The following is a 26405-nucleotide window of genomic DNA, read 5'->3' on the forward strand; positions in this document are numbered from 1 at the left end:
ATGCAAATCGGCGTTATCAGTATCCACCACGAAAATGCCACCGTGTCACAAAGAGAAAAATGTCATTTGACCGAGGCGGCACAAGCGCATTTTTTAAACGCCCTCATTCAGGAGGGAATTCTTGAAGCGACTCTGCTCTCAACTTGTGGACGCTTTGAAGTTTACTACGTCACGCGCAAAGACGACTTTGACGAGCAAACAGCCGGTCTCCTCGAAAAGCTCAGCACTCTCGTGCCCGCTTCTCTTTGGGATAAAAAACAAGGAAAACAAGCCGTTGAGCACCTGTTCAGAGTCTCTACCGGCATGGCATCGGCAGTACTGGGCGAAGATCAGATTCTCGGACAAGTTAAAAACGCACTGGTGTTTTCAAACGAATGCGGCACCAGTGGCAAAATTCTCAACAAAATCATTCGAGACGCTATTACGTTTTCAAAGCGCGTTAAAACAGAGCTCAAAATCTCAGAAGTGCCTCTGTCACTCAGCTATATCGCCATCAAAAAAGCCAAAGCGCATATGACATTTGATGCACACACGCGCATTACCATGGTGGGCATGGGAAAAATGGGCAAACTCGCCATACACTACTTACTCGAAGAACCCTTTGAGAGCCTCTACATCTGTGTCAGACACCCTCAAAAGCTACCGGAGGATCTCCTGACGCACCCACGTGTACACATTGCGCCCTTTGAGGACCGCTACACCCATGTGGAAAACAGTCACCTCGTCGTCAGCTCCACCGGTGCACCGCATACCGTTATCCGAATGCCCTATTTCAAAACAGCTGTCAAACAGCCGCTCATCATCGACCTCGCCGTTCCCAGGGACGTTTGCAACGCCGTCTATGAAGACCCGGCGGTTACTGTTTGGGATGTCGACGGTTTAAAAGAGACTTCTTCGGAAAACCAAGCGAAGCGCGCCGAGTTGGTTCGTCAAGTAGACGAATGGCTCGAAAACGAGAGCGAACTCTCCTACCGATGGATTGAAGCGACAAAAGTGGACGACGTCTTAAAGGGCTGGCATCGAGACATCGACCTCATCACCCAAGCAGCCATTGAACAATCCGGCGTAGGCAAGCAAAATCCGTCGACGTTAACACCGGAGACGCTGGAAAAAATACTGACCTCTGCTCTCAAAAAGATGATCAAGAAACCCCTTGAAAATTTAAAGCAAATGGACAACACTGTTAAGCGTGAACAAAGTGTTCAATTGCTAAAGGAGTTGTTTGAATATGACGCATAGAAAGCCGATTCTCTTACACACAGCAGCCCTTAAGGTGCTCATAGCCGGCGGTGGGAAAGTCGGCAGTCGAAAAGTAAAAAAATACTTGTCTGAGGGCGCCGAAGTTCACCTCGTCGATACCGACAAAGCCGTCGCCACCCCTTTTTTAGAAGATGAGCGGTTTCATTTTCACCTCGGCGCGACGCAGGAGCTTCAAACGGCGCACCGAGACGTATTTCAAAAATCGCATCTCGTCATTGTGGCGACAAATGACGCCGACGCCAATGCGGCACTGGAGCACCTGTGCCTCGAAGCCGGCAAGCTCTACAATCGAGTTGATGCGCCTGAAAGCAGCTTGTTTTCGGATATGCACTACCACAACGCCACCGATTACACCGTCGCGACCTCTGGGGCTTCTAAATCGCCCTATATCGCGCAATACCTACTTGAGCAAATCAAAAAACACCTCGGTGCAGCACCTGTTGCAAAGAGAATTCGGTGTCTTGCAAAAGCCACACCCATACTGAAAAAACGACGTCTTAAAGGCGATGAGGTGGCCAAATTAGCCGACGACACCTTAGAAAGGATGTACCAATATGAAGACCATTAGAGTGGGGACACGTGGGAGCAAACTCGCTTTGACGCAAACAGAGCAAACCATAGAGGCGCTACGCGCCGTAGCACCCGACCTGTCCTTTGAAGTCACTGTTATTAAAACCAAGGGCGACCTCATACAAACCATCGCCCTCGATAAGTTCGGCGACAAAGGCATCTTTGTTCAAGAAATTGAAGCACAACTGCTCGACGGCAGCATCGACATCGCCGTACACAGCATGAAGGACATGCCGAGCGACATCACTGAGGGCCTTGCGTTTTCCACACCTCCCAAGCGTCAAGACACGCGCGACGTCTTAATTACCAAAGCGCCAATTGCCAGCCTCGACGATTTAAAAATCGGTGCCAAAATTGGAACGGGCAGCAAGCGCCGCTTGTACCAACTCGGTCGCCTGAGACGCGACCTCAACTTCGTGCCGATTCGCGGAAACATCGACACCCGCATCAAAAAAATCGAAACGGAAAACCTAGATGGCGTCATCCTCGCCGCAGCGGGAATCAAACGCCTCTCACTGGATAAAGAACTTCAAAACGTGTATTACTTTTCACCGGAAGAGCTGCTTCCGGCACCGGCACAGGGCACACTGGCCGTCCAATATCGAAAAGACGACGCCTTTATAGAAGCTCTGCTGGCGCGTATAGCCGATGCCGAAACCGCCTGCTGTGTAGAAGCTGAACGCACTTTTCTCTCAGCTATAGACGGCAGCTGTCATGTACCCATCGGTGCACACGCCACTCTTAAAGGCGATATCCTCACCCTTGAAACCGTCTTCGGAGATGCACTCGGCGAAAACCTCTATCGCGCTTCGGCATCGTCAACCGCTGCAAACGCCAAAGAATTGGGCGAGACCTGCGCCCATAAGATACGAGAGCAAATGAAGGTAAACGGTTTCGTTACCCTCCTCGGCGCCGGTCCCGGAGACCTCGACCTCATTACGGTGAAAGGTCTAAAAGCCATTCAAAACTGCGACGCCATCGTCTACGACAGATTGGCGAGTCCAAAACTTTTAAACTACATTCGTCCCGAAGCGGAGAAATACTATGTGGGTAAAGCTTCCGGAAATCATTTTTATACACAGGATGAGACCAATGCCCTGTTGGTAACCTTAGCAAAGTCGGGCAAAAAAGTCGTGCGCCTAAAAGGTGGTGACCCCTATGTCTTCGGCAGAGGCGGTGAAGAAGGTGCAGTGCTGAAAGAAGCAGGCGTCGCTTTTGAGGTGGTACCGGGGATTTCTTCTTCGATTGCCGGCCTCAACTATGCCGGTATTCCTATTACCCACAGAGACCACGCATCGTCTTTCCACGTCTTTACAGCGCATTTCAAAGACGACGATACCACACTGGACTTTAAAACCATCGCCGCACTGGAAGGCACACTCGTCTTTTTAATGGGTATTGCCAACATGCACAAAATCGCCACAGCGCTTTTGGCCCACGGCAAGTGCCCGGAAACACCGGTAGCGATGATTTCCAAAGCGACGACTTACCGTCAAAAAACCATTGTCGCCACTTTGGGGACTGCTGTCGAAACGTTGCCAAACGATATGGCGCTTTCACCGGCGCTGTTTGTAGTCGGCGACGTCATCAAAGAACGCGACACCCTCAACTGGTTTGAAAAAAAGGACCTGTTTGGACAAAAAGCACTCGTTATGCGTTCAGTGGGACAGGCTTCCAAGCTTTCAGACGCTTTAAACGCCCGCGGCTGCGAGACCGTCACCTTGCCGATGATTGAAATCGTCCCTGAAAAAGTCGACGCGACACTCTCAGAAGCACTGGCAACGCCTTCTATAAACCATCTGTGGTTCACAAGTGAAAATGCGGTAACGTGCTTTATGGCTGCTCTCGACCATATGGACAAGGACGTACGCGTCCTAGCACCTTATAAAATTTTAGCAATCGGCACTTCTACGGCAAAATGTCTAAAACACCATGGCCTCAAGGCAGATATAATCCCTAAGACCTTTACACAAGAGGGGATTATCGAGGCGATGACGGGACAGCTAAGCCCTTCAGACCATGTACTCCTGCCACAGGGAAACCTTTCACGGCCGCTGCTTTTAAATTGGCTGGAAGAGAACTGTACCGTTACATCAATGACCCTTTATAAGACAGTACCGGTGGCGCACGACACTTCGGTTATCGATACGCTAAAAAAACAACTGGCGACAGAAGGCGTTGTGTTGCCGTTTACCAGCAGTTCCACTGTAGACAATTTCCACGACTTGTGTAAAGTACACAGTTTAGCAGTCGGCACAGGCGCCCGAATAATCGCCATTGGCCCTAAAACAGAGGAGACGCTCGTGAAACACGGCTATCGCGTCGCCAAAACTGCTGAAACGCATACGATTCGGGGGTTGATTGACGCCATTGTAGAGGAGGTCGTAAATGAAACGCTTTAGACGCTTGAGAACACATGAAACTTTGAGAAAGATGGTTCGCGAAACCACTTTGAGCAAATCGGACTTAATCATGCCTATCTTTGTCACCACAGGCACTGATGTCAAAGAAGAAATCGAAACGATGCCGGGAATTTTCCACTTTTCAATTGATCGACTGACAGATGAAATCCGCGACCTCGAACGCCTGGGCATCCACCAAGTCATTGTCTTCGGGATTCCGGCGTCCAAAGATGCCTGCGGCACCAGCGCCTATGCCCCTGACGGCATCGTCCAAAAAGCCGTTCGCCATATTAAAGAATTGGCGCCGTCGATGTACGTCATTACAGATGTCTGTCTGTGTCAGTACACCGACCACGGGCATTGCGGCGTACTCGACGAAAGCGGTCAAGTCGTCAACGATGCAACGCTGGACATCCTCTCTAAAGTCGCTGTCAGCCATGCAGAAGCAGGCGCCGACATGGTGGCGCCGTCGGACATGATGGACGGTCGCATCGGTCACATGAGAGCGGCCCTCGATGGCGCAGGCTTCGCGTACACGCCGATTATGTCGTACACGCTCAAATACGCCTCAAGTTATTACGGCCCCTTTAGACAGGCGGCACACAGCGCCCCTCAGTTCGGCGACAGACGCAGCTACCAAATGGACTTCCACAACAAGCGCGAAACACAGGAAATCGCAGCTTACGATTCGGAAACCGGTGCCGATATCTTAATGGTAAAACCGGCGCTCGCCTACCTCGACCACGTGGCGCGATTGAGATCTGCCACTTCAAAACCCCTGGCGGTCTACAATGTGAGCGGCGAATATGCTATGATAAAGAGCGCCCTGCTCAATGGTCTCGTCGACGAAGCCATTATCTACGAGACGCTCATTGCGTTTAAACGAGCGGGAGCCGATTTAATCATCACTTACTTTGCAAAAGAAATTGCGGAAAAATGGGAGGTATACTGTGACGCATAACCCCAAACGATACGAAACATCCAGCGCGCTCTTTGAAAAAGCGCAAGCTGTTATCCCCGGCGGTGTCAACAGCCCCGTCAGGGCTTTTGCCTCTGTCAACAGAACGCCTATCTTTGTCGAAAGCGCCCATGGCTGTAAGCTGAAAGATGTCGACGGCAATGTCTACACCGACTTCGTCTGCTCATGGGGACCTTTGATTTTAGGCCACAGTCCAGAGGGCTTTGCCGACGGCATCGAAGCCGTCTTTAAAAAAGGGACGAGCTACGGCATCCCCACAGCTGTCGAAGTGGAGATGGCAGAAATGATTGTAGCGGCCTATCCGGGTATCGACAAGGTGCGAATGGTGAACTCCGGTACAGAAGCTACTATGAGCGCCATTCGATTGGCGAGGGGCTTTACCGGAAAAGACAAACTCATCAAGTTTGAAGGCTGCTATCACGGGCACTCAGACGCCTTGCTGGTAAAATCCGGTTCGGGAACTTTGACCTATGGCGTACCGACGAGTCCAGGTGTGCCGTCTGAAACCGTACAGCACACCGTGGTCGGGCGATACAACGACATCGCCTACACAGAAGAGCTGTTTGAGCGCAACAAAGGCGAAATCGCCTGCGTTATCGTCGAGCCAATGGCGGGCAACATGGGCGTCGTTCCGGCTGACGCCGACTTCTTAAAAGCTCTCAGAGCGCTTTGCGACACACATGGCGCACTCTTGATTTTCGACGAAGTCATTACGGGTTTTAGACTGGCCTACGGTGGTGCCGCTTCTGTTTACGGCGTCAAACCGGACATTGTCTGTTTCGGTAAAATCATCGGCGGTGGCCTACCAGTGGGCGCCTACGCCGGCAGCGACGTGGTCATGTCGAAAGTTTCGCCGCTAGGACCCGTGTACCAAGCAGGAACCCTCTCAGGCAACCCTCTGGCCATGTACATGGGACTTAAGACCCTGTCCTACCTAAAAGACCACCCGGAGGTTTACGACGAACTGGAGGCAAAATCAGCGTATTTAGAAGCGGCGTTCAAACCGTTTATAGAAGCGAATGCGCTCAACGTGACCTTCGTCCGATTTAAAGGCATCCCCTGCCTCTTCTTTGCCAAGGGGCCCTTTAAAAACTACGAAGATGTAAAACGCTGTGACACAGAGGCCTATGCGGCGTTCTTCGGCGCTATGCTCGATCGCGGTTTTCTATTGCCGCCGGCTCAGTTTGAAGGGCTTTTCCTAAGCACTGCACATACACAAGCCGATCTGGATGCCTTTATTGAAAACGCCAAAGAAGTTCTGTTATCAATTTAAAAAAAATCATTGCATCACTCGGGATTATATGATATTAATATATGTGCTGAAAAGATATAAGTGAGGTGTAATCATATGTCAAATCAATTCAATCCCGTGTTGGATGCCTATTCGAGAGGCACTGTCGATTCTGTAAACATCAATATGGATTACGATATTATCTCTGTAGCTGTTCAAAGCAAAGACCACGTCGAACCCGTGGAAATCACATTTGAAGATGTAAGAGCTTTCTACTATATAGACCACGACATGACTTCAAAACTCGATATTTCGTCAGATGCGCTCAACGCCATTGTATACGATACAACCGGTTTCGGCGAGTTCACAGCTGTGGCTCAAGGTCAAGACGAAGATCACTTTGTGGCCATACCGAATTTTGCCGTCAGCATTAAAGACTCATCGCTCTACATCGATGCGCAAAAGATCCGCATCAACGACAAAGCTTACAGAGTACGCTAACTCAATACGAATGAACCATTAGGTAGTGCTGAACCGGCACTACTTTTTTTGTCCAACTTGTCCTCTCTACAAAATTAGGATATAATGTCTACAATAGCTTATTCACACTGATTCGCCATGTCTATGGCGCCAAACTAACCGTTAGGGGGCATCAATGAATAGTACAATGGTTTTCACACTAAAAGATTTGCTCATGTTTGTCCTTTGGGGTGCACTTGTAACCCTGCTCGTCTACTTAATCCTCATCTTTAGACGCGCACTTTTAACTGTTAAGCAAATCAACCTTCTCGTAGAAGAACAACGCAAGAATATTGACGCAACAATGGCTGTCGTCCCGAGCCTCACTAAGAATATCGACGACATCAGCGGCGAGGTCGCCCACGATATTCAGGCGTTCAGAAGCACGGTTGACAACATCGCTGAGACCACTGAGTCCGTCACCGGTACCATTAATGAGAACAAAGGGTTTGTCGACGGTTTGTCCTCGTTTATGCACACCGTTTCTATCGGCAAGGTCCTCTACGACAAATATTTTTCAAAACCGGTTCAAGATGTTAAAGACGCTTCCAACGATGTCTATGATACCGTTCACCCAAGCGCTGAGCAACCTGATGAAAGCGCACCGGAAGCCAACGCATAATCTGACATTCAAACGCCTCTTTAGCCATTTATGTTGACAACTGGAAATAAATATACTATGATACATTCGTGGGAACTCGACTATCAGGAGGTGCGTATGAAATCTACAGGTATTGTAAGAAAAGTGGACGAACTCGGTAGAGTCGTCATTCCAATTGAGTTAAGAAGAACCTTAACCATTGGTGAGAAAGATGCTTTAGAAATCTTTACAGAAGGGGAAACGATTATCCTTAAGAAATATGAGCCAGCTTGTATTTTCTGTGGACAAGCCAAAGGTGTTAAAAACATCAAAGGCAAAAACATCTGCCCAAGCTGTATTGACGAAATCAAAGTTCTTTAAAAGGTATTAACCATCTGGTTAGTCGTAAAAAAACCTCTTAGATCAATTCTAAGAGGTTTTTTATGTGTTGAGGTTGTATGGACAATTACTCGATGTCTTCTGATTCCAACACCTGCGCGTACACTTCAGATTTTTTACACTTAAAGACCACCGCTACTTCTTTTATGGCTTCTTTTTTAGATAGGCCGTCGGCAATCAACGCCTTCACAAGCGCCACAGGCGACCCCTCTAAAACAGCTTCTACAGGCTCTGCGCCTTCAAGGAGTAAAACGATTTCACCCTTTACGTCCTCAGACGCGTAATGTTCGATGAGTTCGGACAGACGCCCGCGCTGAAAGGTCTCGTACCGCTTGGTCAACTCTCTGGCCACAACGGCGTTACGGTCGCCAAAAAAATCGAGAAACAGCGCCAATGTCTTTTTAAGCCTAAACGGCGACTCGTAAAAAATCAAGGTACGCGTATCGGTTTTCAGCGATTCAAGATGCTGCCGACGCGTTTTTTTATCACGGCTTAGAAAACCTTCAAAAGAAAACCGGTCTGTCGGAAGGCCCGAGCCAACCAGTGCCGTGCTGAATGCCGTCACTCCAGGCACAATTTCGAAATCGAGATTCTGCTCAATACAGAGCTTGACCAACGCTTCCCCAGGGTCTGAAACCCCGGGCATACCGGCATCTGTAACCAGTGCGACGTGTTCGCCGCGCATCACTTTTTCAGCTATTTCATTTCCCGCTTTACTTTTGTTGTGTTCGTGGTAACTGTAGAGCGGTTTTGAAATATCAAAATGATTGAGCAGTTTAACAGAATGCCGCGTGTCCTCGGCGTACACGACATCACATGCTTTCAGTGTCTCCAACACGCGTAGTGTTATATCTTCCAAGTTGCCTATCGGCGTGCCGCAAAAGCTGACTTTTCCCTTCACAACGCCCTCCTCATTCTGGTTTCGTAAAACTGGTCATGTGCACCATGCGGTAAATGGCGTATATCTCTTCTGTAAAGACACCCGGCGCTTCATAGACAATTAGCGGGGGCTGTACCCTTAGCTCCGGTTTACCGCCCTTTACACACTCTATAAGGCATATGTTAGGCGCTTCTTCTCTATAGGGCTGAACCATCCGCAACGTCTTCGGTTCGATGTTGTACTGCCGAGCCAGTGCGATAATATCCACGAGCCGCGCCGGACGATGGACCATATAAAAACGCCCTCTAAAAGTGAGGAGCTTTGACGCCATTTGCATAATGTCCTCTAAGGTGCACAGCACTTCATGTCGAGAAATCGCCTTTTGGTCCGACGGATTTTTCAGGCCGGAAGTTCCCGACATATAGGGTGGGTTGGAAACCACCACGTCTACAGTCCCCGGCTGAACGTAGGACACTGCGGCTTTCAAATTGTCATGGATGACTTCTATCTTCTCCTGAAGACCGTTTAGCGCCACGCTTCTGCGTGCCATATCCGCTACTTCCGCCTGTACCTCAAAGGCGTACAACTTTTGAAAAGGGGCTTTTTCGGACAACAGCAACGGAATTATCCCCGTTCCCGTTCCAAACTCCACCATAGTATGTCCCTTTTTCGGCTTGGCAAAATCACTCAGCAAGACAGCATCAATCCCAAAGCAGAAACCTTTGGGATTTTGAATAATTTTCAAACCATTGAGTTGTAAATCGTCGACGCGCTCACCTTCTTTGAGCAACGCCTTTAAATGTGCATCATTCATTTAGTCTTCCAACTTCTTTAACATTTTAAAATCGACAGGCCCGTCTTCCAATGGATTGGCTTGTTTGTTCTTCGTACGATTGGCTCGAATAACTTTAATCTCTTCTTTGCTGTAACACACAATGTCTTCGCTGAGCTCTTCCGGCTTTTCTTTCAGTATATGGCGAACTTTTGCCTGTTCCAAAAGAATATTGGTCTCAACCACATAAGCGTCGCCATGTGGCGTCTTAACCTTATCGCCCCTGTTGGGCATTCCTACGCGTATCTGAACATAAGTGTCGTGTTCGTATTTCAAGCAACACATCAAGCGTCCGCAAAGCCCCGATATCTTAACGGGGTTTAAAGACAGATTCTGATCTTTTGCCATTTTGATTGAAACCGGTGCAAAATCTCCAAGCCAGCTGCCGCAGCAAACTTCTCTACCGCATGGGCCGAGACCTTTTACCATTTTAGACTCGTCGCGAACGCCGATTTGTCTGAGTTCGATGCGCGTTTTGAACACAGAGGCCAGGTCTTTTACGAGTTCTCTAAAGTCGATGCGGCCGTCTGCAGTGAAATAGAAAATGACTTTGTTGTTGTCAAATGTGTATTCGACATCGATTAACTTCATGTCGAGTTTATGGTGCGCAATCTTTTCAAGGCATATATCAAAGGCTTCCTGTGCCTTTTTTTTATTTTCATCATGCTTTTGAATATCGTCCTCAGTTGCTACCCGCAACACCGGCTTTAAAGGGCTTACAATGTCTGTTTCAGGAATTTCCCGCTTGCCGATAACGCATTTGCCAAACTCGACACCGCGCGCTGTTTCAACGATAACTGCATCACCTTTGTTAACTTCTGTATCCCTAGGGTCGAAATAATAAATTTTGCCCGCTTTTTTAAAGCGCACGCCCACTACTACACTCATAAAGCCTCCTAATCTATACATTCAAACAGCAACTGGTCCACTGTCAAATCGTAATTCATATTGTTTTTAAACTTCAACTGCGCCTCATCTATTGCCAAAATCATCTTGAGCAGCTCTTTTGACGAGAGTCTGTCGACCAATTTACGCACTTTTGAATGCGTATCGCACAAGATAACCTTATTTTCACGACTGATCAACGCGTCGTTCCGCGTCTCCTTTATACACAAAATATCCCTCAAGAGCACAATTAAGCGCTCGAGGAAAACCGCAAACAACACTTTGTCCTTCTTAGCAAATTGGCCGAAGTCAAACAGTGCCCCTGCATCTTTGTACTCCAAACTTAAAACAAATGTTTCGAGCTTTTCACGAACCACTTCGTCAAGTGATGTTTCGGAATCATCACTGTTAAAATCAATCCACTGTGTCCTGGATTTTACTGTTTCCAACAACTTTTCGGCGTTGGTCGTCATAAATAAAAACAATGCGTGTCCGGGCGGTTCCTCAAGGACTTTCAAAAGCTTATTTTGCGCCTGTTCTGTTATGAGTTCCGACTGGGTAAACAGGACGACTTTTCGACGACTTTCAAACGGCTTAGTCAAAATAAAGCGCCGAACGTCCTCGACTTGTGCGTTTTTTATTGAAGCGCCGTCAGGGGACACTTCCATGTAATCCGCCAAGTTCTGAGAGGCAAATTTTACGCATGACGAACAGGAACCACATGCGCTGTGTTCCTGTTTGCAAAAAATATGTTTTACAATGTCCTTGGCAACTTCCACATCGTCAAGCCCCGACAAAATATAGCCGTGGGCGAGTTTGTCGTGTAAAAGCGCTTCTTTAAAAAAATGAAGTTGCTTATCAAACATCTTGGCCTCTATAATTTCAAGTAGTTTTCAACATCGACGACAAATACTGTCGCGCCACCTACAGAGATTTCAAGTGGCATCCCCATAACGCTGTTGTCGCCCATGAGCGACGTGGTCGTCGTAATTTCCTTACGTGTTCGGCACGTTTCCTCGATGATTTTAGTCGCGTCATCAACGCGTTCTTTTGGTGTCCCAATAATCAAAGTCGTATTGCCAGACTTTAAAAATCCGCCTGTGGAAGCAAGCTTTGTCACACCAAAATCCCTTGCAGTCAACTTCTTAACGAGTGCATGTGCGTCTTCATCGTGTACGATTGCGATTATCAGCTTCATAAATTGCCTCCTTCTTGAGTTTTTTCAGATACAGAGACCATCAGCCCATGTATCTATCGACTTACGTTTTGCGCTTTTATATCTATAATTATACCACATTTGTCACATTTAATTCACAGCACCCACTCTTTTAATCGGCAGGAATCTAAACAACACTTTTCCTATGAAGTCCTCTTCGTCGACAAAGCCTAAACTTCTGCTGTCCTGACTGTAACTTCTGTTATCGCCCATCATAAAATATTTGCCTTCAGGCACTTGCTGGCGTTCGACAGTCCCCGTTATATAAGAGCTGACGTAGGGTTCATCCAGTGCTTTGTCGTTGAGATACACGACCCCGTCGCGCACTTCTATATAATCGCCCGGTACGGCGATGACGCGCTTGATTAAGTTTTTACGTTCGCCTTCTTTATGCATAATTTTTTGTATAAAATTCAAGTCGTTGTAATCCTTCGCGCTAAGGGTAAGCTCCGACTTGTAAGAGGCGATATCCCCATGGGCCATTTCGCCGATTTTCGTCATAAAGAGCATGTCTTTTTCCTGTATCGTAGGATACATTGAGGTATTGTATACGGTTGTCGTTGCAAAGAAATAATTGTAAATCATAAAAATGATGACTGTAACGAGAATGGCTTGTCCCCACTCTATCAACTCTTTTTTTAATTTATCCATTGATAAGATCACCTCAATATTCTAATTTGGTCTTGCCTGTTTTCTAAGGCGTGACGGTTTATTTCACTGTGCCGACTCTTTTAATCGGGAAGACTCTAAACTGTACTTTTCCGATGAAATCTGCTTCGTCGACAAACCCCATACTTCTGCTGTCTCTACTGTTGCTTCGGTTGTCGCCCATCATGAAATACTTACCTTTCGGCACCTGTTGGCGTTCGACTGCTCCTGTTGTATACGAGCTGACATAGGGTTCATTTAGTTTTTCATCATTTAAATAGACGATGCCCTCGTGCACTTCTATATAATCCCCCGGTACGGCGACGACGCGCTTAATAAGGTTGATGCGTTCACCTGCCTTATGCGTGATTTTTTGGGTGAAAAACAGATTGTTGTAATCCATTGCACTAAGGGTGAGATCGGATTTGTAAGAAACGATGTCGCCATGTGCCATCTTGCCGATCTTCGTCATAAAAAGCACATCTTTTTCCTGTAGTGTCGGGTACATCGACGTATTGTACACCACGGTTGTTGCGAAGAAGTAACTGTAAATCATAACGACAATTGCTGCAACGAGAATGGCCTGTCCCCATCCTATCAACTCTTTTTTTAATCTATCCATTGATTAAGTTACCTCAATATTTTAATTTTTTCTTGCCTGTCCTTCAAATAGTCGACGACGCTTTCGTCGATAACCTCCCCCTGTACAATTAGGGGAATTCCCGGTGGGTAAGGCACGACTGCTTCGCCGGCTATTTCCCCCAGTGCCTCTGTAACCAAACAGTCCGCTACCGGCGCACGCACCGCTTTGTAAAGAGGTATTTTACACCATTTTGGACTGAAGTAATGCTCTAAGCTGTTTAGAAGTTTCTCGTTTGACGGTGCCATTTTGGAGTCGATTTCACAGAGCGCCGCTATCAGTGCTTTAAAATCGGATTCACTGTTGGCAATGCTGGCCATTAAAAGACAATAGTTCTCAAGTGAAAACTCAACCTGTATACCGTAGCGCGTACGGAGCAAATGTTCCAGTGCACGACCGTTCATCTCGTTACTGCAGTACCCGGCATCTATATACAAGACGAGCTTGGTGATATCTTGGTCGGGGTACCGCATCCATTTAAGCGCTTTTAACTGCGCCGTTTCTTTGTAAACCTCTGTAATCCAGTGCCTCAGTTGACGTGTCAACGCACGGCCGCTCTTTTCCACCACCGCCATCATACCTGCCACAGAATTCATCAGCACGTACGACGGACTACTGGTTTGAAGTGCCTTCAGATGCCACAAAATCTGAGCTTCCTGTGGTGACGACAAACGATGTCCCTTTGAAAAGTGCAGACAAGCGGTCTGTGTCATCGCAGGCAACGTTTTGTGAAAGGAATGCACCACCACATCGGCACCGAGTTTTAAGACGCACTCAGGCCCTTCTGAATCCAGCAAAAGGTGTGCCCCATGTGCGGCGTCTATGAGCACCAAAATACCTCTCGACTTCAACAATCCAATCAAAGCCTCAATGTCGTAACAGACGCCTTCATAAGTCGGGTAGGTCAACAGACAGGCTTTTATAGACGCATCGGTATCCAGTTGTTTCCGAAGCGCGCCGAGGTCATACCCCGTTACCACAGGCAGATCGACATCGACCTCCGGATAGAGGTATGCCGCATCGACATGTCCTATTGCCAACGCATGGTACACCGATTGATGCGCGTTTCTGTTGAGAAGCAACTTTTCACCCGGATTCAAGGTTCCCAAAATCATAGCGAGAATCCCCGATGTACTGCCGTTGATGAGAAGTTTGCTAAGCTCGGTGTCGTAAAGGGTTCGGATACTGTCTTCCAGCGAACGGATGCAACCGGTCGGCTGGTGAAGATTGTCGGCACCCGGAATCTCCGTGATGTCAAAAGCGTAGTCCAGGGGTGCGACCGCCTCTAAAAGGCGGCCGTTTTTATGCCCAGGCATGTGAAATGAGACGAGTCCTTCGCTTCGAATGTTTTTGAGCGTATCGTTTAAGCGCATTACGGCCTCCTGTTATTGGGCTTCTTTTTCTTAAACTGTCTGACGTTTCGCGACTTTTCTACATAATAGCGCCGATTGGCAAACACGTCTTTTAATACATAAAACAAGACGGCCAAAAAGCTGATCGCTATGGCGATAACAATCGCCCATTCAATTACTGTCATCGTCTATCACCTACTTTATTCTCTCACGTATCGATTGTATCATACTTTTGCTATTTTATCACTTCAATCCCGCCCATGTAAGGTACCAAAGCTTTCGGCACTGTAACGCTGCCGTCTTCATTTTGGAAGTTCTCAATAATCGCCGCAAGGGTTCGACCCACAGCGAGACCAGAGCCGTTTAACGTATGAACGTGCTTGACTTTTTTCGTCTCTGCATCTCGGTAGCGAATATTTGCACGTCGGGCTTGGAAATCTTCAAAGTTTGAGCAGCTTGAAATCTCCTTATAGGCATCGTAGCTCGGCAAATAAACTTCGAGGTCATACGTTTTGGCAGAGCTGAAACCCACGTCGCCGCTGCAAAGTCTCACTTTTCTGTACGGGAGCTCCAAGCGCTTCAACACATCTTCTGCCGCCGCTGTCAAAGCTTCGAGCGCCGCATCTGATGCCTCCGGTTTGACAAACTGTACAAGTTCCACTTTATCGAACTGATGTTGCCTGATAACGCCTCGTGTGTCGCGGCCAGCAGAGCCGGCTTCTTTTCTGAAGCACGGTGTAAACGCTGTGTGACTAATTGGAAGTGCGTCGTCGTCGAGTATTTCATCTCTGTACAGATTCGTCAAAGGCACTTCACCTGTCGGCACCAAGAAGAAGTCTTTAGACGGCAAGTGGAACATATCGTCTTCAAATTTCGGTAGTTGTCCCGTACCGATCATAGAGTCTCTGTTTACCATATAAGGTGGCATCACTTCTGTATAGCCGTGCTCTGTCGTGTGTAAGTCGAGCATAAAATTAATCAGTGCCCGCTCGAGTCTAGCGCCCATGCCTTTTAGAACGGTAAACCGCGTTCCGGTAATCTTCGTGGCGCGCTCAAAGTCGAGGATGTCCAGTTCAGTACCGAGGTCCCAATGCGCCTTGGGTTCAAAATCAAAAACCCTCGGCGTTCCGAATTTTAAAACTTCCACATTATCGGCTTCGTCTTGTCCTTCAGGCGTATCCGCTTGTACCGTGTTCGGTATTTCAAGCAACAGTTGCGTCAGGGCCACATCGACTTCTTTTACACGTGCATCCAGTCCCTTGACTTTTTCTGAGAGCGCTTTCATTTCTGCAAATAGGGCCGTGGTATCCTCGCCGTTCTTTTTAAGCTTCGGTATTTCTTTGCTCATGCGGTTTTGTTCACTCTTTAGGGCTTCAACCTCTGTCAACAGCGCTCGGCGCTCTTCGTCCAGTTTTCGAACTTCCCCTAGATTGTAATCGCCCTTTCCCCTTAATTTAACCAATCTTTCTACGTCTTCATAATGCATGCGTATGCGTTTAATATCCAGCATGTCTGCCTCCTTATCTCTTCTTTACGATTGACGCCACAACGTCTTTAAAAAATAAAAAAACCCCTCATCCCTCAAAAAGGGACGAGAAGTTTACCCGCGTTGCCACCCTAGTTGGCCCTATGGCCCACTCGATCAAGTTAACGCCTTGAATACGTTTGGCATTACCCAAAAGCTCCGAGGTAGAATCTCACCAGTTGCCCTCCGGTTCTCACCAACCACCGGTTCTCTCAACAGCTGACTCATGCGATATGTCCTCTTCACAGCTTATAATTTTTTACATTATATCGCATCACACACGCGATTTCAAGCGATAAATGCATGCTTCTTCAAAATATTAAAAACTTTGTTATCTATTTTATCGATAATCGCTTTTAGTTTTTTTACAGGAATTTTAAGTTCTTTTGAAATGGCTTTTGGGTCCATGCGCTTGCATTTAATCCCGTAATGCCGTATAAAAACTTTTTCGGCCACTTCGTCAAATACGGCCTCTTCCAATATTAACTCGAGTTGCTCATTAACTGTATCGAGCCATTCTTTGTTCAATTCGTCCTCATTTCTAATTCTTCAAGCAACTGCTGTCCCAGCTCAATCAAGTCTTCTGACTTGGTGTTCACCACTGTTACATCGCCCTCATGTGCGTCTGAAAGCAGCTCTAAATGACTTAGAGTGTTCTTAAGTTGAAGCGCTGTCCCCATGTTGCCGTCGTACATTTCTACTGAGTCGTTATAATAAGCGCTAATCGCCTTTTTTAAAAACACAAAGTGGGTACATCCGAGCACAATGCTGTCGTGTTTCCCTATGTCGTACTTTGAAAGTACAGAGGCAACTGAGGCTCGTACGCGCTCTGTGTCACTGTAGGCGTTTTCCACAACTTCTACCCACTCAGGAGCAGGGCATTTGACGATGCGATGTGCCGTGTCCAGTTTTTCTACAAGTGCATTGAATTTTTCTTCTTTTAATGTCATCTCCGTTGCGAATACGAAGACCCTGCCTTCAGGGCGGCTCAACGCCGGCTTTATAGCGGGTTCCATACCGATGATTGGGATGTCGTATGCCCGTCTCAGCTGTTCAACTGCCGCACTGGTCGCCGTGTTACAGGCGATGACAATGGCCTTTACCCCATCTTCTATCAACCGATTGCAAATGGCTTTTGAGAGTTCAACCACGTCTTCACGACTCTTTGTACCGTAAGGTGCGTGGAGGGAGTCGCCAATATAGACAAACGATTCGTTCGGCATACAGGTTCGAATACTGCTCAATACGGATATGCCCCCCAGTCCGGAATCAAAAACCCCAATTTTGCTGTACTTATCCAAATGTTCACCACCATTTCTCTTTAAGCTTTATTATAATATACTTTCTAAAAAAGTGCCATCCCTTTACCTGTGTTGTATAATGGATGTAACGAATTAGAAATGGAGGCGTCTTGTTATGGTTGAAAAACGAATTGATTGTCGAAAGTGTCTATACTTTTACGTCACTTGGGATCCAAACAGACCCATGGGGTGCAAGGCTTTCGGCTTTAAAAGTCGCGCACTGCCTTCCCAAATCGTCTTTCGTTCTTCCGGCGAACCCTGCAAGGCGTATCAACTGCGTTAACTGGTCAAAAAAAACGGCGGGATCCCCTGCCGTTTTATACGTTTTAGTTTTTTAATGTCAAATCGCCGGACTTAATCCAACCGATGCGGTAGAGCCCCATACAAATGCCCCACGAGAGCACTGCCGGCAATAAGAAATGCATCACACCGACTTTTAACAGAAATTCGTATAGAGGCATGGCGTCGCCCATTGCGGCATAGGCGCCAAACTGGCCGACGAGACCGCTGGTGCCCATTCCCGCCCCTATGCTGTTGCTCTCCATTTTCAAAAACGCCGCCGATATAGGCCCTAAGATGGCACTGGCGACGATAGGGGGAATCCAAACCTTCGGGTTTTTAATGATATTCGGCACTTGTAACATGCTGGTTCCAAAGCCTTGTGCAACAGTGCCGCCCCATCCGTTTTCACGATGGCTCATTACGGCAAACCCCACCATCTGGCAACAGCATCCCACAAGGGCTGCACCGCCAGCTACCCCCGAAAGCCCCAGAGAAATGGCCAGTGCAGCGCTGCTAATCGGCAGTGTCAACACCATGCCCACAACAGTGGCCACGATAATGCCCATGGGCACAGGGTGCAGGGCAGTTGCTGTATTTATAATGCCCCCTAACCCCTTCATAAACGTTGCAATAATGGGCGCCAGAGAAACACCGATTATCCCCCCTACTAAAATGGTCGCAGCGGGAACTAAAACAATATCGACTTTTGTTTTACCGGCAATCAACTTCGAACATTCTGCTGCAATTAAACTGGCCACAAACGCGCCCATTGGCTCACCAATTTTAATAACCATTTCACTGCTGTCTCCAATTTGAACCGTCCCGGCCCCAATTGCGCCTGCCACCATTGCACCGACGATGCCCAAAGGTGAACAACCGACGCTATAGGCCACAGCACCGCCAATTGCCGGCCCCATCAAGACTTGTGCCATCTGTCCAAACTGAACCAAATAGGCAATGCCCGTCAGCTCTCCAACTTGCTTTAATATCAAACCTATAATTAAAGAACCGAACAACCCCAACGCCATGCCGTTGAGTGTCTTCACCAAATACGCTTTTACTTTCGATTTCACTGTTTACTCCTCGTTTTTGAATTTACACCTGTCTTGTCACTGTTTTCTAAAAAAAAGGGCAACGCCCTTTAAAAGCTTTATATAAAACCTTTTTCGCTCAGCTCTTGTACAATGAGCCGATAGACTTTCTCACTCGGTACTTCAATGGTGTGAATGTGATCGCCCTCTGTTAAAATTGAAAGCGGCCGCGCACCGGTTTCGGCAACTTTTTCAATAAACCGTTCGACCTCATCTACTGTCGACAGGTGCAATGCGCCGACAATCTCACCATACACAGGGTGTTCGACAATAACATCGATGATTTTACCGCCGTAGTCGACTATGATTTTAAGCTCTTCTTCCATTCGGTCAAAACCACTGTGCTTTGAGACAAAAGTCTTAATCAACTTCGATTTATCGGTTTCTCTTTGAAGCATATAACCGTTTGACGTCGCAATGACATGAGTACCAGACGCACGAATAATTGCAATGTCCTGTACAATAACCTGTCTGGACACTTCAAACAATTCCGCAAGCTCTGAACCGGTAATGGGGTGATTTGCCCCCTTCAAAGTCTCTATGATAGAGTTTCGTCGATCATTCGACATTGGAGCCTCCTATTTTTCAATAACCTCTTCGCTCGTTTCCTTCGCCATTTCTTTCTTGATATTGGCATTTGATTTTTGTATGTGGTATGTTAAAGCCATTCTCGTCTGTTCCGGATTGTTGTGCTTAAGACCACTTAAAATCGCTTCGTGCTCTTTCAATGCGTCTGACAATCGGCCTTCTGTTTTAAGCGAATTGTTGCGCGCCGGTCTAATAAACAATTGAAAATCTTTCAACACACTTTCTAAATAACGACTTTTAGTCGCATGGTACAATGTTTCGTGAAATTTTGTGTTCAGTTCAAAAATCTTATCTACATCATTTTTCAATGTATAAAATTCCATTAAATCGTATATTTCTTCCAATGTTTTGATTTCTTCGTCTGAAATTCTCTCTGCTGCCCATTGACCTACAAGACCTTCAATACAAAGCCTCATGGTTAAAATATCGTCGATATCGCCTTTGCTTATGCCGTTGACCACGACGCCCCTGTTGGGGATGTTTTCCACGAGTCCGTCCAATTCGAGCTGCTTGAGCGCCTCTCTTACCGGTGTCCTGCTGACGCCGAGTTCTTCTGCCAGCTTTATCTCAACCAATTTGTCACCATTGGCATAACGACCGTTTAAGATATCTTCACGTATTTGCTCAAAAATGAGGCTCGTTAAAGACTTGTTTTCTTTCTTCTGATCAAAAAGATCCATACATCCCTCCACTATCGTGTCCCATGCGTGCATACATTCTTATTTTAACAGATTTACTGACCCTGTCAAAGGTAAAAACCAAGTAAAGTTATCAATTTTCCGTCAAGATTCTTATAGAGGTTCTTTTATGGTATACTGAGTAAGAATATACTGAAAGGAGTGCAATTATGCCACAAGTTATTTTTAAAGGTGTTGAAACGGAACATCTTCTCAATATGAGTCAAAACCTCTTAAATGATCTCTCAAAGGTCACCGATACACCAAGGGATTACTTTATTCTCGAAAGCGTATCGAGTACTTTTGTCTTCGACGGCGTCGCCTCTGAAACCTACCCTCTCATTGAAGTCAAATGGTTTGATCGGGGACAATCGGTTAAAGATGCCGTCGCCACCTGCATAACCAATGCCGTTCTAAAGTGCGGGTATCAAGAAGTTGAGGTCTTTTTCACCTCATTAGAACCTAAGGATTATTATGAAAATGGAAAATCACTCGGCTAAACGTGCAATTGGTACAATGACTTTATGGGGCAAACGCAGGACTGTATACTTTGCCCCATCCGACACGACCTCGGTTACTTTTGACGGCGATATACAGGTTGCCTATAACGGTTATGACCCCGAAAAGGTCAAGGCACTGCTCTCCAAGTTTACCCATTCAACTTTAAAAACTTACCTTCATCAACAACTGGACCAATACAGCGGCACATTGCGCGTCAAGCCCAAGAAAGTCCTCATTCGAGAGAGCTATAGAACATGGGGGACTTGTGATTCAAAAGGAACTTTGACCTTTAATCTCAAACTGGTGCATCTTCCTGTCGAGTTGGTCGACTACGTTGTCGTACACGAACTCAGTCACCTCGTTCATCTCAATCACGACCGCTCATTCTGGCGCCTCGTGGGAAAAATAGTTCCCGATTACAAAGCGCGCGACCAAATGCTTTCTCATTATGTCCTCTAGCCCATCTTACAAAACTGCCTACGAAAAAAGAGCTCATTTCTGCTATCGAAATGAGCTCTTTTTTTAATCAGCAACGTTCTACTCTCCCAGGCAGCTGCCCGCCAAGTACCATCGACGCTGGAGGACTTTACTTCTGTGTTCGGTATGGGAACAGGTGTTGCCCCTCCGCCTTCGTCACTGAATTGCTTAACTATGAAACTGTGAAGGTTAGTACCTTCAAAACTGTATATATAAGAACCGATAAATCCTCTTAACTCTAAAGCGTGGTCAAGTCCTCGACCTATTAGTACCTGTCAGCTGAATGCATTGCTGCACTTACACCTCAGGCCTATTACCATATTATCTTCATGGGGTCTTACTCTATTAAAGATGGGAAATCTCATCTTGAGGGGGGCTTCGCGCTTAGATGCCTTCAGCGCTTATCCCTTCCAAACTTAGCTACTCAGCAGTGCTCTTGGCAGAACAACTGATACACCAGAGGTTTGTCCATCCCGGTCCTCTCGTACTAAGGACAGCTCCTCTCAAATTTCCTACGCCCACAGCAGATAGGGACCGAACTGTCTCACGACGTTCTGAACCCAGCTCGCGTGCCTCTTTAATGGGCGAACAGCCCAACCCTTGGGACCTACTTCAGCCCCAGGATGAGACGAGCCGACATCGAGGTGCCAAACCTCCCCGTCGATGTGGACTCTTGGGGGAGATAAGCCTGTTATCCCCGGGGTAGCTTTTATCCGTTGAGCGATGGCCCTTCCATGCGGTGCCACCGGATCACTAAGCTCGACTTTCGTCCCTGCTCGAGATGTCTCTCTCGCAGTCAAGCTCCCTTTTGCCTTTACACTCTTCGCGCGATTTCCAACCGCGCTGAGGGAACCTTTAGGCGCCTCCGTTACTCTTTAGGAGGCGACCGCCCCAGTCAAACTGCCCACCTGACATTGTCCTAGAACAGGATCACTGTCCATAGTTAGAATAACGGTATACAAAGAGTGGTATCCCAACAGCGACTCCTATAAGACTGGCGTCCTATATTCTTAGTCTCCCACCTATCCTGTACATCATATACCATTATCCAGTGCCAAGCTGCAGTAAAGCTCCACGGGGTCTTTCCGTCTAGCTGCGGGTAACCGGCATCTTTACCGGTACTACAATTTCACCGAGTCCATTGTTGAGACAGCGCCCAAATCGTTACGCCTTTCGTGCGGGTCGGAACTTACCCGACAAGGAATTTCGCTACCTTAGGACCGTTATAGTTACGGCCGCCGTTTACTGGGGCTTCAGTTCTGTGCTTCGCCTAAACTAACACTTCCCCTTAACCTTCCAGCACCGGGCAGGCGTCAGCCCCTATACATCATCTTTCGATTTAGCAGAGACCTGTGTTTTTGGTAAACAGTCGCTTGGGCCTATCCTCTGCGGCCGGATCTAGCTCTGAACCTGATCCGGCACCCCTTCTCCCGAAGTTACGGGGTCATTTTGCCGAGTTCCTTAACAATGGTTTTCTCGCGCGCCTTAGTATTCTCTACTCTCCTACCTGTGTCGGTTTACGGTACAGGCACCTGCTCCCTCGATAGAAACTTTTCTTGACAGTGTGATATCTGCTGCTTCGTTACTTAAGTTCACTCCCCATCACAGCTCATCCTCAGTAGCGCGGATTTGCCTACGCTACAGACTCGCTGCTTGGACATGCTCTTCCATTCGCATGCTCAGCATAACCTCCTGTGTCATTCCTTCTCTCAAACGGGTCTCGGTGGTACAGGAATCTTCACCTGTTGTCCATCGCCTACGACTTTCGTCCTCGGCTTAGGTCCTGACTTACCCTGAGCGGACGAACCTTCCTCAGGAAACCTTAGGTTTTCGGCGGACGGGATTCTCACCCGTCTCTCGTTACTCATGCCAACATTCTCTCTTGTGTGATATCCATAAGTCCTTGCGATCTTACTTCACCTCTCACACAATGCTCCTCTACCAATTGTCTAAACAATTCCATAGCTTCGGTAGCAAGTTTTAGCCCCGGTAATCTTCGGCGCAGGATCACTCGACTAGTGAGCTGTTACGCACTCTTTAAATGAGTGGCTGCTTCTAAGCCAACATCCTAGTTGTCTGTGCAATCCCACATCCTTTTCCACTTAACTTGCATTTTGGGACCTTAGCTGATGGTCTGGGCTCTTTCCCTTTCGACTATGAATCTTATCACACATAGTCTGACTCCTGAGTAAAAGATATCGGTATTCGGAGTTTGATAGTCTTCGGTAGCCGGTGAAAGCCCCTAGGACATTCAGTGCTCTACCCCCGTATCTCTTAACTCAAGGCTAGCCCTAAAGCTATTTCGAGGAGAACCAGCTATCTCCGGGTTCGATTGGAATTTCTCCGCTATCCACATGTCATCCCAACCTTTTTCAACAGATATGGGTTCGGGCCTCCAAGAGGTTTTACCCTCGCTTCACCCTGCACATGGATAGGTCACCCGGTTTCGGGTCTACGCCATACAACTTAATCGCCCTATTCAGACTCGCTTTCGCTGCGGCTCCGCACCTGAAGCGCTTAACCTTGCTGCATAACGTAACTCGTTGGCCCGTTCTACAAAAAGTACATGGTCGTTCTTTAACGAACTTCCACTGCTTGTAAACATAGGGTTTCAGGTTCTTTTTCACTCCCCTCCCGGGGTTCTTTTCACCTTTCCCTCACGGTACTGTGCGCTATCGGTCACCAGGTAGTATTTAGCCTTGGCAGATGGTCCTGCCTGCTTCCCACAAAGTTTCACGTGCTCCGTGGTACTCCGGATCAGTACGTTCGATCTTCCCCTTTCGCCTAAGTGGCTCTCACACGCTTCGGCGGACTTTCCCAAGTCCTTTGGCTAGGGTACCTTCTACTTGATATACTGTCCACACCCCCTCGTCCGAAGACTTGGGTTTGGGCTGTTTCCCGTTCGCTCGCCGCTACTTAGGAAATCACTTTTGTTTTCTCTTCCTTCGGGTACTTAGATGTTTCAGTTCCCCGAGTTCCCTTCCTATGACCTATGAATTCAGTCATGGATACCTAGACATTACTCTAGGTGGGTTCCCCCATTCGGACATCTACGGATCGGCGCTCGCTTGCAGCTCCCCGTAGCTTTTCGCAGCTTACCACGTCCTTCTTCGGCTCCTGGTGCCAAGGCATCCACCCTATGCTCTTAGTAACTTGACCTTACTTTTGAGTTTGAGTTTTTACTTTGGCTTACATTGTTTTCAATGCTTGCTTTTTTACTAACTTAATAGTCGGTTCTTTATATATACAGTTTTCAAGATACTAATTTACGAAGTTTGCGTCAGCAAAGTTCGCCGGATGCGTCAGCATCCTAAGACGTCAGTCTTGAATTCGTGTGAGGCACTTTCTGAAAGAAAGTGACGAATGCACGTCCAAGATTACATCTTTTCTTTTCACAATGAACAGTAAAGCGTATGCTTTACTGAATGGTGGAGACAAAGAGATTCGAACTCTTGACCCCCTGCGTGCAAGGCAGGTGCTCTCCCAGCTGAGCTATGCCCCCATGGGTAATTTTTAATTTTAACTTACGGCCATCTATTGATGACTTGTTTTGAAAGTTCCTAGAACCCTCAAAATTAAACAGTGTAAATGTCTATTTACTCCTTAGAAAGGAGGTGATCCAGCCGCACCTTCCGATACGGCTACCTTGTTACGACTTCACCCCAGTCATTGATTTCACCTTCGACAGCTCCTTCCTTACGGTTAGGCCACTGGCTTCGGGCGCCCCCAACTTCCGTGGTGTGACGGGCGGTGTGTACAAGACCCGGGAACGCATTCACCGCGACATTCTGATCCGCGATTACTAGTAACTCCAACTTCATGTAGGCGAGTTGCAGCCTACAATCCGAACTGGGATCGGCTTTTTAGGATTCGCTCCAGGTCACCCCTTCGCTGCCCGTTGTACCGACCATTGTAGCACGTGTGTAGCCCAGATCATAAGGGGCATGATGATTTGACGTCATCCCCACCTTCCTCCGTGTTCTCCACGGCAGTCTGTCTAGAGGGTTCAGCTTAACCTGTTAACAACTAAACATAAGGGTTGCGCTCGTTGCGGGACTTAACCCAACATCTCACGACACGAGCTGACGACAACCATGCACCACCTGTCTCCTCTGTCCCGAAAGACATAGCCGGCTAAGGCTACTTCAGAGGGATGTCAAGACCTGGTAAGGTTCTTCGCGTTGCTTCGAATTAAACCACATGCTCCGCTACTTGTGCGGGTCCCCGTCAATTCCTTTGAGTTTCACACTTGCGTGCGTACTCCCCAGGCGGAATACTTATTGCGTTTGCTGCGGCACCGAGCTTTGACACCCGACACCTAGTATTCATCGTTTACGGCGTGGACTACCAGGGTATCTAATCCTGTTCGCTACCCACGCTTTCGTGCATCAGCGTCAGTTACAGTCCAGTAAGTCGCCTTCGCCACTGGTGTTCCTCCTAATATCTACGAATTTCACCTCTACACTAGGAATTCCACTTACCTCTCCTGCACTCAAGCTTAACAGTTCCAAAGGCTTACATTGGTTGAGCCAATGCCTTTCACCCCTGGCTTGCTAAGCCGCCTACGCACCCTTTACGCCCAGTGATTCCGGATAACGCTTGCCCCCTACGTATTACCGCGGCTGCTGGCACGTAGTTAGCCGGGGCTTCCTCCTAAGGTACCGTCATTTTTTTCTTCCCTTAGGACAGAGTTTTACGATCCGAAAACCTTCTTCACTCACACGGCGTTGCTGCATCAGGCTTGCGCCCATTGTGCAATATTCCCCACTGCTGCCTCCCGTAGGAGTCTGGACCGTGTCTCAGTTCCAGTGTGGCCGATCACCCTCTCAGGTCGGCTACTGATCGTCGCCTTGGTAAGCCGTTACCTTACCAACTAGCTAATCAGACGCGGGCCCATCCCATACCGATAAATCTTTGTCGCTCAGAACATGTGTCCCGTGCGAAGTATGAGGTATTAATCACCGTTTCCAGTGGCTATCCCTCTGTATGGGGCAGGTTGCCCACGCGTTACTCACCCGTCCGCCGCTTTCCAAAACTTCATTTGGCCGAAACCGCATTCCATTTCTTCTCGCTCGACTTGCATGTGTTAGGCACGCCGCCAGCGTTCATCCTGAGCCAGGATCAAACTCTTAATTATAATGTTTGACGCCTGTTACCTCAAAACGAGCTAACTTGCATTTGTTTTTCCGTTTTTCATCACTCTTCTCGAATTGCTCCGAGTAGGTTTTGACGTTTGGTTTTTCTTGCATTTACACTGTTTAATTTTCAAGATTCTAGTGTGTCATCTCTCGACGACAGCTTATTTAGTATATCAGTATCGATTGTTTGTGTCAATACTTTTTTTGCTATTTTTTCATTTTCCTGCTAAGTCAAATTTTAAAAACAGCATACAAAAGGTCTCATTTTGTTTTATGAGACCTTTTGTAAAATCAGCAACGTTCTACTCTCCCAGGCAGCTGCCCGCCAAGTACCATCGACGCTGGAGGACTTTACTTCTGTGTTCGGTATGGGAACAGGTGTTGCCCCTCCGCCTTCGTCACTGAATTATCTCTTTAGCTCGTGTTTTCTCT

The 26405-nt window shown here is 47.5% G+C and carries 26 protein-coding genes, 1 tRNA gene, 4 rRNA genes and 1 other annotated feature; of the genes, 11 read left to right on the top strand and 20 right to left on the bottom strand.

From position 1 onward, the window contains the following. The 8 genes from hemA (at position 1) to ACR6HW_RS10360 (ending at position 7922) form a co-directional block, all read left to right on the top strand. The gene (gene hemA / locus ACR6HW_RS10325; protein WP_455727655.1) at positions 1-1239 is read left to right on the top strand and encodes a glutamyl-tRNA reductase; all 1239 of its coding nucleotides are present in this window, start codon (positions 1-3) and stop codon (positions 1237-1239) included. After that, positions 1229-1828 (top strand): NAD(P)-dependent oxidoreductase, encoded by a 600-nt coding sequence (locus ACR6HW_RS10330; protein WP_455727656.1) that lies wholly within the window; start codon positions 1229-1231, stop codon positions 1826-1828. The genes hemA and ACR6HW_RS10330 overlap by 11 nt, the downstream gene beginning before the upstream one ends. Next, a complete protein-coding gene (gene hemC / locus ACR6HW_RS10335) occupies positions 1815-4232 on the top strand; it encodes a hydroxymethylbilane synthase (RefSeq protein WP_455727657.1) in 2418 nt (805 codons plus the stop codon). Before ACR6HW_RS10330 ends, hemC begins: the two co-directional genes overlap by 14 nt. Continuing rightward, on the top strand, positions 4219-5193 hold the full coding sequence (gene hemB / locus ACR6HW_RS10340) for a porphobilinogen synthase (RefSeq protein WP_455727658.1): 975 nt from the start codon (positions 4219-4221) through the stop codon (positions 5191-5193). Before hemC ends, hemB begins: the two co-directional genes overlap by 14 nt. Next, entirely contained in the window at positions 5183-6484 is a 1302-nt protein-coding gene (hemL, locus tag ACR6HW_RS10345; RefSeq protein WP_455727659.1) for a glutamate-1-semialdehyde 2,1-aminomutase, read from the top strand. Before hemB ends, hemL begins: the two co-directional genes overlap by 11 nt. Before the next feature lie 75 nt (positions 6485-6559). Beyond that, on the top strand, positions 6560-6943 hold the full coding sequence (locus ACR6HW_RS10350) for a YxiG family protein (RefSeq protein WP_455727660.1): 384 nt from the start codon (positions 6560-6562) through the stop codon (positions 6941-6943). A gap of 154 nt (positions 6944-7097) precedes the next feature. Then, positions 7098-7583: a hypothetical protein gene (locus ACR6HW_RS10355; protein ID WP_455727661.1), complete on the top strand. Its 486-nt coding sequence runs from the start codon at positions 7098-7100 to the stop codon at positions 7581-7583. 96 nt (positions 7584-7679) lie between these two features. Beyond that, positions 7680-7922, top strand: coding sequence for an AbrB/MazE/SpoVT family DNA-binding domain-containing protein (locus ACR6HW_RS10360; RefSeq protein WP_455727662.1), 243 nt, complete (start codon positions 7680-7682; stop codon positions 7920-7922). Positions 7923-8007: 85 nt separating this feature from the next. Here the strand turns inward: ACR6HW_RS10360 and rsmI are convergent, their stop codons facing one another. The 12 genes from rsmI to murI form a co-directional block, all read right to left on the bottom strand. Beyond that, positions 8008-8841, bottom strand: coding sequence for a 16S rRNA (cytidine(1402)-2'-O)-methyltransferase (gene rsmI / locus ACR6HW_RS10365; protein ID WP_455727663.1), 834 nt, complete (start codon positions 8839-8841; stop codon positions 8008-8010). Between the two features lie 10 nt (positions 8842-8851). Beyond that, positions 8852-9634: a tRNA1(Val) (adenine(37)-N6)-methyltransferase gene (locus ACR6HW_RS10370; protein WP_455727664.1), complete on the bottom strand. Its 783-nt coding sequence runs from the start codon at positions 9632-9634 to the stop codon at positions 8852-8854. After that, positions 9635-10540: a PSP1 domain-containing protein gene (locus ACR6HW_RS10375; protein ID WP_455727665.1), complete on the bottom strand. Its 906-nt coding sequence runs from the start codon at positions 10538-10540 to the stop codon at positions 9635-9637. Between the two features lie 8 nt (positions 10541-10548). Next, on the bottom strand, positions 10549-11403 hold the full coding sequence (locus ACR6HW_RS10380) for a DNA polymerase III subunit (RefSeq protein ID WP_455727666.1): 855 nt from the start codon (positions 11401-11403) through the stop codon (positions 10549-10551). An 8-nt stretch (positions 11404-11411) separates the two neighbouring features. Continuing rightward, a complete protein-coding gene (locus ACR6HW_RS10385; protein ID WP_455727667.1) occupies positions 11412-11735 on the bottom strand; it encodes a cyclic-di-AMP receptor in 324 nt (107 codons plus the stop codon). A gap of 108 nt (positions 11736-11843) precedes the next feature. After that, entirely contained in the window at positions 11844-12404 is a 561-nt protein-coding gene (gene lepB, locus ACR6HW_RS10390) for a signal peptidase I (RefSeq protein WP_455727668.1), read from the bottom strand. Between the two features lie 58 nt (positions 12405-12462). Next, positions 12463-13023, bottom strand: coding sequence for a signal peptidase I (gene lepB, locus ACR6HW_RS10395; RefSeq protein WP_455727669.1), 561 nt, complete (start codon positions 13021-13023; stop codon positions 12463-12465). An 8-nt stretch (positions 13024-13031) separates the two neighbouring features. Then, a complete protein-coding gene (locus ACR6HW_RS10400) occupies positions 13032-14414 on the bottom strand; it encodes an aminotransferase class I/II-fold pyridoxal phosphate-dependent enzyme (RefSeq protein WP_455727670.1) in 1383 nt (460 codons plus the stop codon). Next, entirely contained in the window at positions 14414-14578 is a 165-nt protein-coding gene (locus ACR6HW_RS10405; protein WP_455727671.1) for a hypothetical protein, read from the bottom strand. Before ACR6HW_RS10405 ends, ACR6HW_RS10400 begins: the two co-directional genes overlap by 1 nt. 50 nt (positions 14579-14628) lie before the next feature. After that, on the bottom strand, positions 14629-15903 hold the full coding sequence (gene serS, locus ACR6HW_RS10410) for a serine--tRNA ligase (RefSeq protein ID WP_455727672.1): 1275 nt from the start codon (positions 15901-15903) through the stop codon (positions 14629-14631). Between the two features lie 74 nt (positions 15904-15977). Continuing rightward, positions 15978-16173: a binding site (T-box leader), on the bottom strand. 33 nt (positions 16174-16206) lie between these two features. Next, complete coding sequence (locus tag ACR6HW_RS10415) at positions 16207-16446, bottom strand: hypothetical protein (RefSeq protein WP_455727673.1); 240 nt, start codon at positions 16444-16446, stop codon at positions 16207-16209. Beyond that, the gene (gene murI, locus ACR6HW_RS10420; protein WP_455727674.1) at positions 16443-17219 is read right to left on the bottom strand and encodes a glutamate racemase; all 777 of its coding nucleotides are present in this window, start codon (positions 17217-17219) and stop codon (positions 16443-16445) included. Before murI ends, ACR6HW_RS10415 begins: the two co-directional genes overlap by 4 nt. 115 nt (positions 17220-17334) lie before the next feature. On the opposite strand from murI, the gene ACR6HW_RS10425 reads away from it, so the two are divergent. Further along, a complete protein-coding gene (locus ACR6HW_RS10425) occupies positions 17335-17502 on the top strand; it encodes a uracil-DNA glycosylase (RefSeq protein ID WP_455727675.1) in 168 nt (55 codons plus the stop codon). A gap of 43 nt (positions 17503-17545) precedes the next feature. Here the strand turns inward: ACR6HW_RS10425 and ACR6HW_RS10430 are convergent, their stop codons facing one another. The 3 genes from ACR6HW_RS10430 to ACR6HW_RS10440 form a co-directional block, all read right to left on the bottom strand. Continuing rightward, positions 17546-18574: a PTS transporter subunit IIC gene (locus ACR6HW_RS10430; protein ID WP_455727676.1), complete on the bottom strand. Its 1029-nt coding sequence runs from the start codon at positions 18572-18574 to the stop codon at positions 17546-17548. A gap of 77 nt (positions 18575-18651) precedes the next feature. Continuing rightward, positions 18652-19161, bottom strand: a complete 510-nt coding sequence (locus tag ACR6HW_RS10435; RefSeq protein WP_455727677.1) for a transcription repressor NadR — start codon at positions 19159-19161, stop codon at positions 18652-18654. Positions 19162-19170: 9 nt separating this feature from the next. Then, positions 19171-19860 (bottom strand): GntR family transcriptional regulator, encoded by a 690-nt coding sequence (locus ACR6HW_RS10440; RefSeq protein WP_455727678.1) that lies wholly within the window; start codon positions 19858-19860, stop codon positions 19171-19173. 167 nt (positions 19861-20027) lie between these two features. On the opposite strand from ACR6HW_RS10440, the gene ACR6HW_RS10445 reads away from it, so the two are divergent. Then, on the top strand, positions 20028-20357 hold the full coding sequence (locus ACR6HW_RS10445; protein ID WP_455727679.1) for a DUF1904 family protein: 330 nt from the start codon (positions 20028-20030) through the stop codon (positions 20355-20357). 16 nt (positions 20358-20373) lie between these two features. After that, positions 20374-20817 carry a M48 family metallopeptidase gene (locus ACR6HW_RS10450; protein ID WP_455727680.1) on the top strand — a complete coding sequence of 148 codons (444 nt, stop codon included), beginning with the start codon at positions 20374-20376 and terminating at the stop codon, positions 20815-20817. A gap of 65 nt (positions 20818-20882) precedes the next feature. Here ACR6HW_RS10450 and rrf (ACR6HW_RS10455) read toward each other — a convergent pair. The 5 genes from rrf (ACR6HW_RS10455) to rrf (ACR6HW_RS10475) form a co-directional block, all read right to left on the bottom strand. Then, positions 20883-20999, bottom strand: a 5S ribosomal RNA gene (gene rrf, locus ACR6HW_RS10455). Positions 21000-21080: 81 nt separating this feature from the next. Next, positions 21081-23994 (bottom strand): 23S ribosomal RNA (locus ACR6HW_RS10460). Between the two features lie 267 nt (positions 23995-24261). Next, positions 24262-24337, bottom strand: a tRNA-Ala gene (locus ACR6HW_RS10465). A gap of 105 nt (positions 24338-24442) precedes the next feature. Further along, positions 24443-25972 (bottom strand): 16S ribosomal RNA (locus ACR6HW_RS10470). A 290-nt stretch (positions 25973-26262) separates the two neighbouring features. Further along, a 5S ribosomal RNA gene (rrf, locus tag ACR6HW_RS10475) occupies positions 26263-26379 on the bottom strand. Together the 16S, 23S and 5S rRNA genes with 1 tRNA gene alongside form the textbook arrangement of a ribosomal RNA operon. Positions 26380-26405 lie beyond the last annotated feature (26 nt).

Source organism: Fusibacter sp. JL298sf-3, assembly GCF_053842995.1.

Excerpts from the sequence above, each read along its gene's own strand:
- hemA (WP_455727655.1), top strand. The coding sequence starts at position 1 with ATGCAAATCGGCGTTATCAGTATCCACCACGAAAATGCCACCGTGTCA.
- ACR6HW_RS10330 (WP_455727656.1), top strand. The coding sequence starts at position 1,229 with ATGACGCATAGAAAGCCGATTCTCTTACACACAGCAGCCCTTAAGGTG.
- hemC (WP_455727657.1), top strand. The coding sequence starts at position 1,815 with ATGAAGACCATTAGAGTGGGGACACGTGGGAGCAAACTCGCTTTGACG.
- hemB (WP_455727658.1), top strand. The coding sequence starts at position 4,219 with ATGAAACGCTTTAGACGCTTGAGAACACATGAAACTTTGAGAAAGATG.
- ACR6HW_RS10350 (WP_455727660.1), top strand. The coding sequence starts at position 6,560 with ATGTCAAATCAATTCAATCCCGTGTTGGATGCCTATTCGAGAGGCACT.
- ACR6HW_RS10355 (WP_455727661.1), top strand. The coding sequence starts at position 7,098 with ATGAATAGTACAATGGTTTTCACACTAAAAGATTTGCTCATGTTTGTC.
- ACR6HW_RS10360 (WP_455727662.1), top strand. The coding sequence starts at position 7,680 with ATGAAATCTACAGGTATTGTAAGAAAAGTGGACGAACTCGGTAGAGTC.
- ACR6HW_RS10370 (WP_455727664.1), bottom strand. The coding sequence starts at position 9,634 with ATGAATGATGCACATTTAAAGGCGTTGCTCAAAGAAGGTGAGCGCGTC.
- ACR6HW_RS10375 (WP_455727665.1), bottom strand. The coding sequence starts at position 10,540 with ATGAGTGTAGTAGTGGGCGTGCGCTTTAAAAAAGCGGGCAAAATTTAT.
- ACR6HW_RS10380 (WP_455727666.1), bottom strand. The coding sequence starts at position 11,403 with ATGTTTGATAAGCAACTTCATTTTTTTAAAGAAGCGCTTTTACACGAC.
- ACR6HW_RS10385 (WP_455727667.1), bottom strand. The coding sequence starts at position 11,735 with ATGAAGCTGATAATCGCAATCGTACACGATGAAGACGCACATGCACTC.
- lepB (WP_455727668.1), bottom strand. The coding sequence starts at position 12,404 with ATGGATAAATTAAAAAAAGAGTTGATAGAGTGGGGACAAGCCATTCTC.
- lepB (WP_455727669.1), bottom strand. The coding sequence starts at position 13,023 with ATGGATAGATTAAAAAAAGAGTTGATAGGATGGGGACAGGCCATTCTC.
- ACR6HW_RS10400 (WP_455727670.1), bottom strand. The coding sequence starts at position 14,414 with ATGCGCTTAAACGATACGCTCAAAAACATTCGAAGCGAAGGACTCGTC.
- ACR6HW_RS10405 (WP_455727671.1), bottom strand. The coding sequence starts at position 14,578 with ATGACAGTAATTGAATGGGCGATTGTTATCGCCATAGCGATCAGCTTT.
- serS (WP_455727672.1), bottom strand. The coding sequence starts at position 15,903 with ATGCTGGATATTAAACGCATACGCATGCATTATGAAGACGTAGAAAGA.
- ACR6HW_RS10425 (WP_455727675.1), top strand. The coding sequence starts at position 17,335 with ATGGTTGAAAAACGAATTGATTGTCGAAAGTGTCTATACTTTTACGTC.
- ACR6HW_RS10435 (WP_455727677.1), bottom strand. The coding sequence starts at position 19,161 with ATGTCGAATGATCGACGAAACTCTATCATAGAGACTTTGAAGGGGGCA.
- ACR6HW_RS10440 (WP_455727678.1), bottom strand. The coding sequence starts at position 19,860 with ATGGATCTTTTTGATCAGAAGAAAGAAAACAAGTCTTTAACGAGCCTC.
- ACR6HW_RS10445 (WP_455727679.1), top strand. The coding sequence starts at position 20,028 with ATGCCACAAGTTATTTTTAAAGGTGTTGAAACGGAACATCTTCTCAAT.
- ACR6HW_RS10450 (WP_455727680.1), top strand. The coding sequence starts at position 20,374 with ATGACTTTATGGGGCAAACGCAGGACTGTATACTTTGCCCCATCCGAC.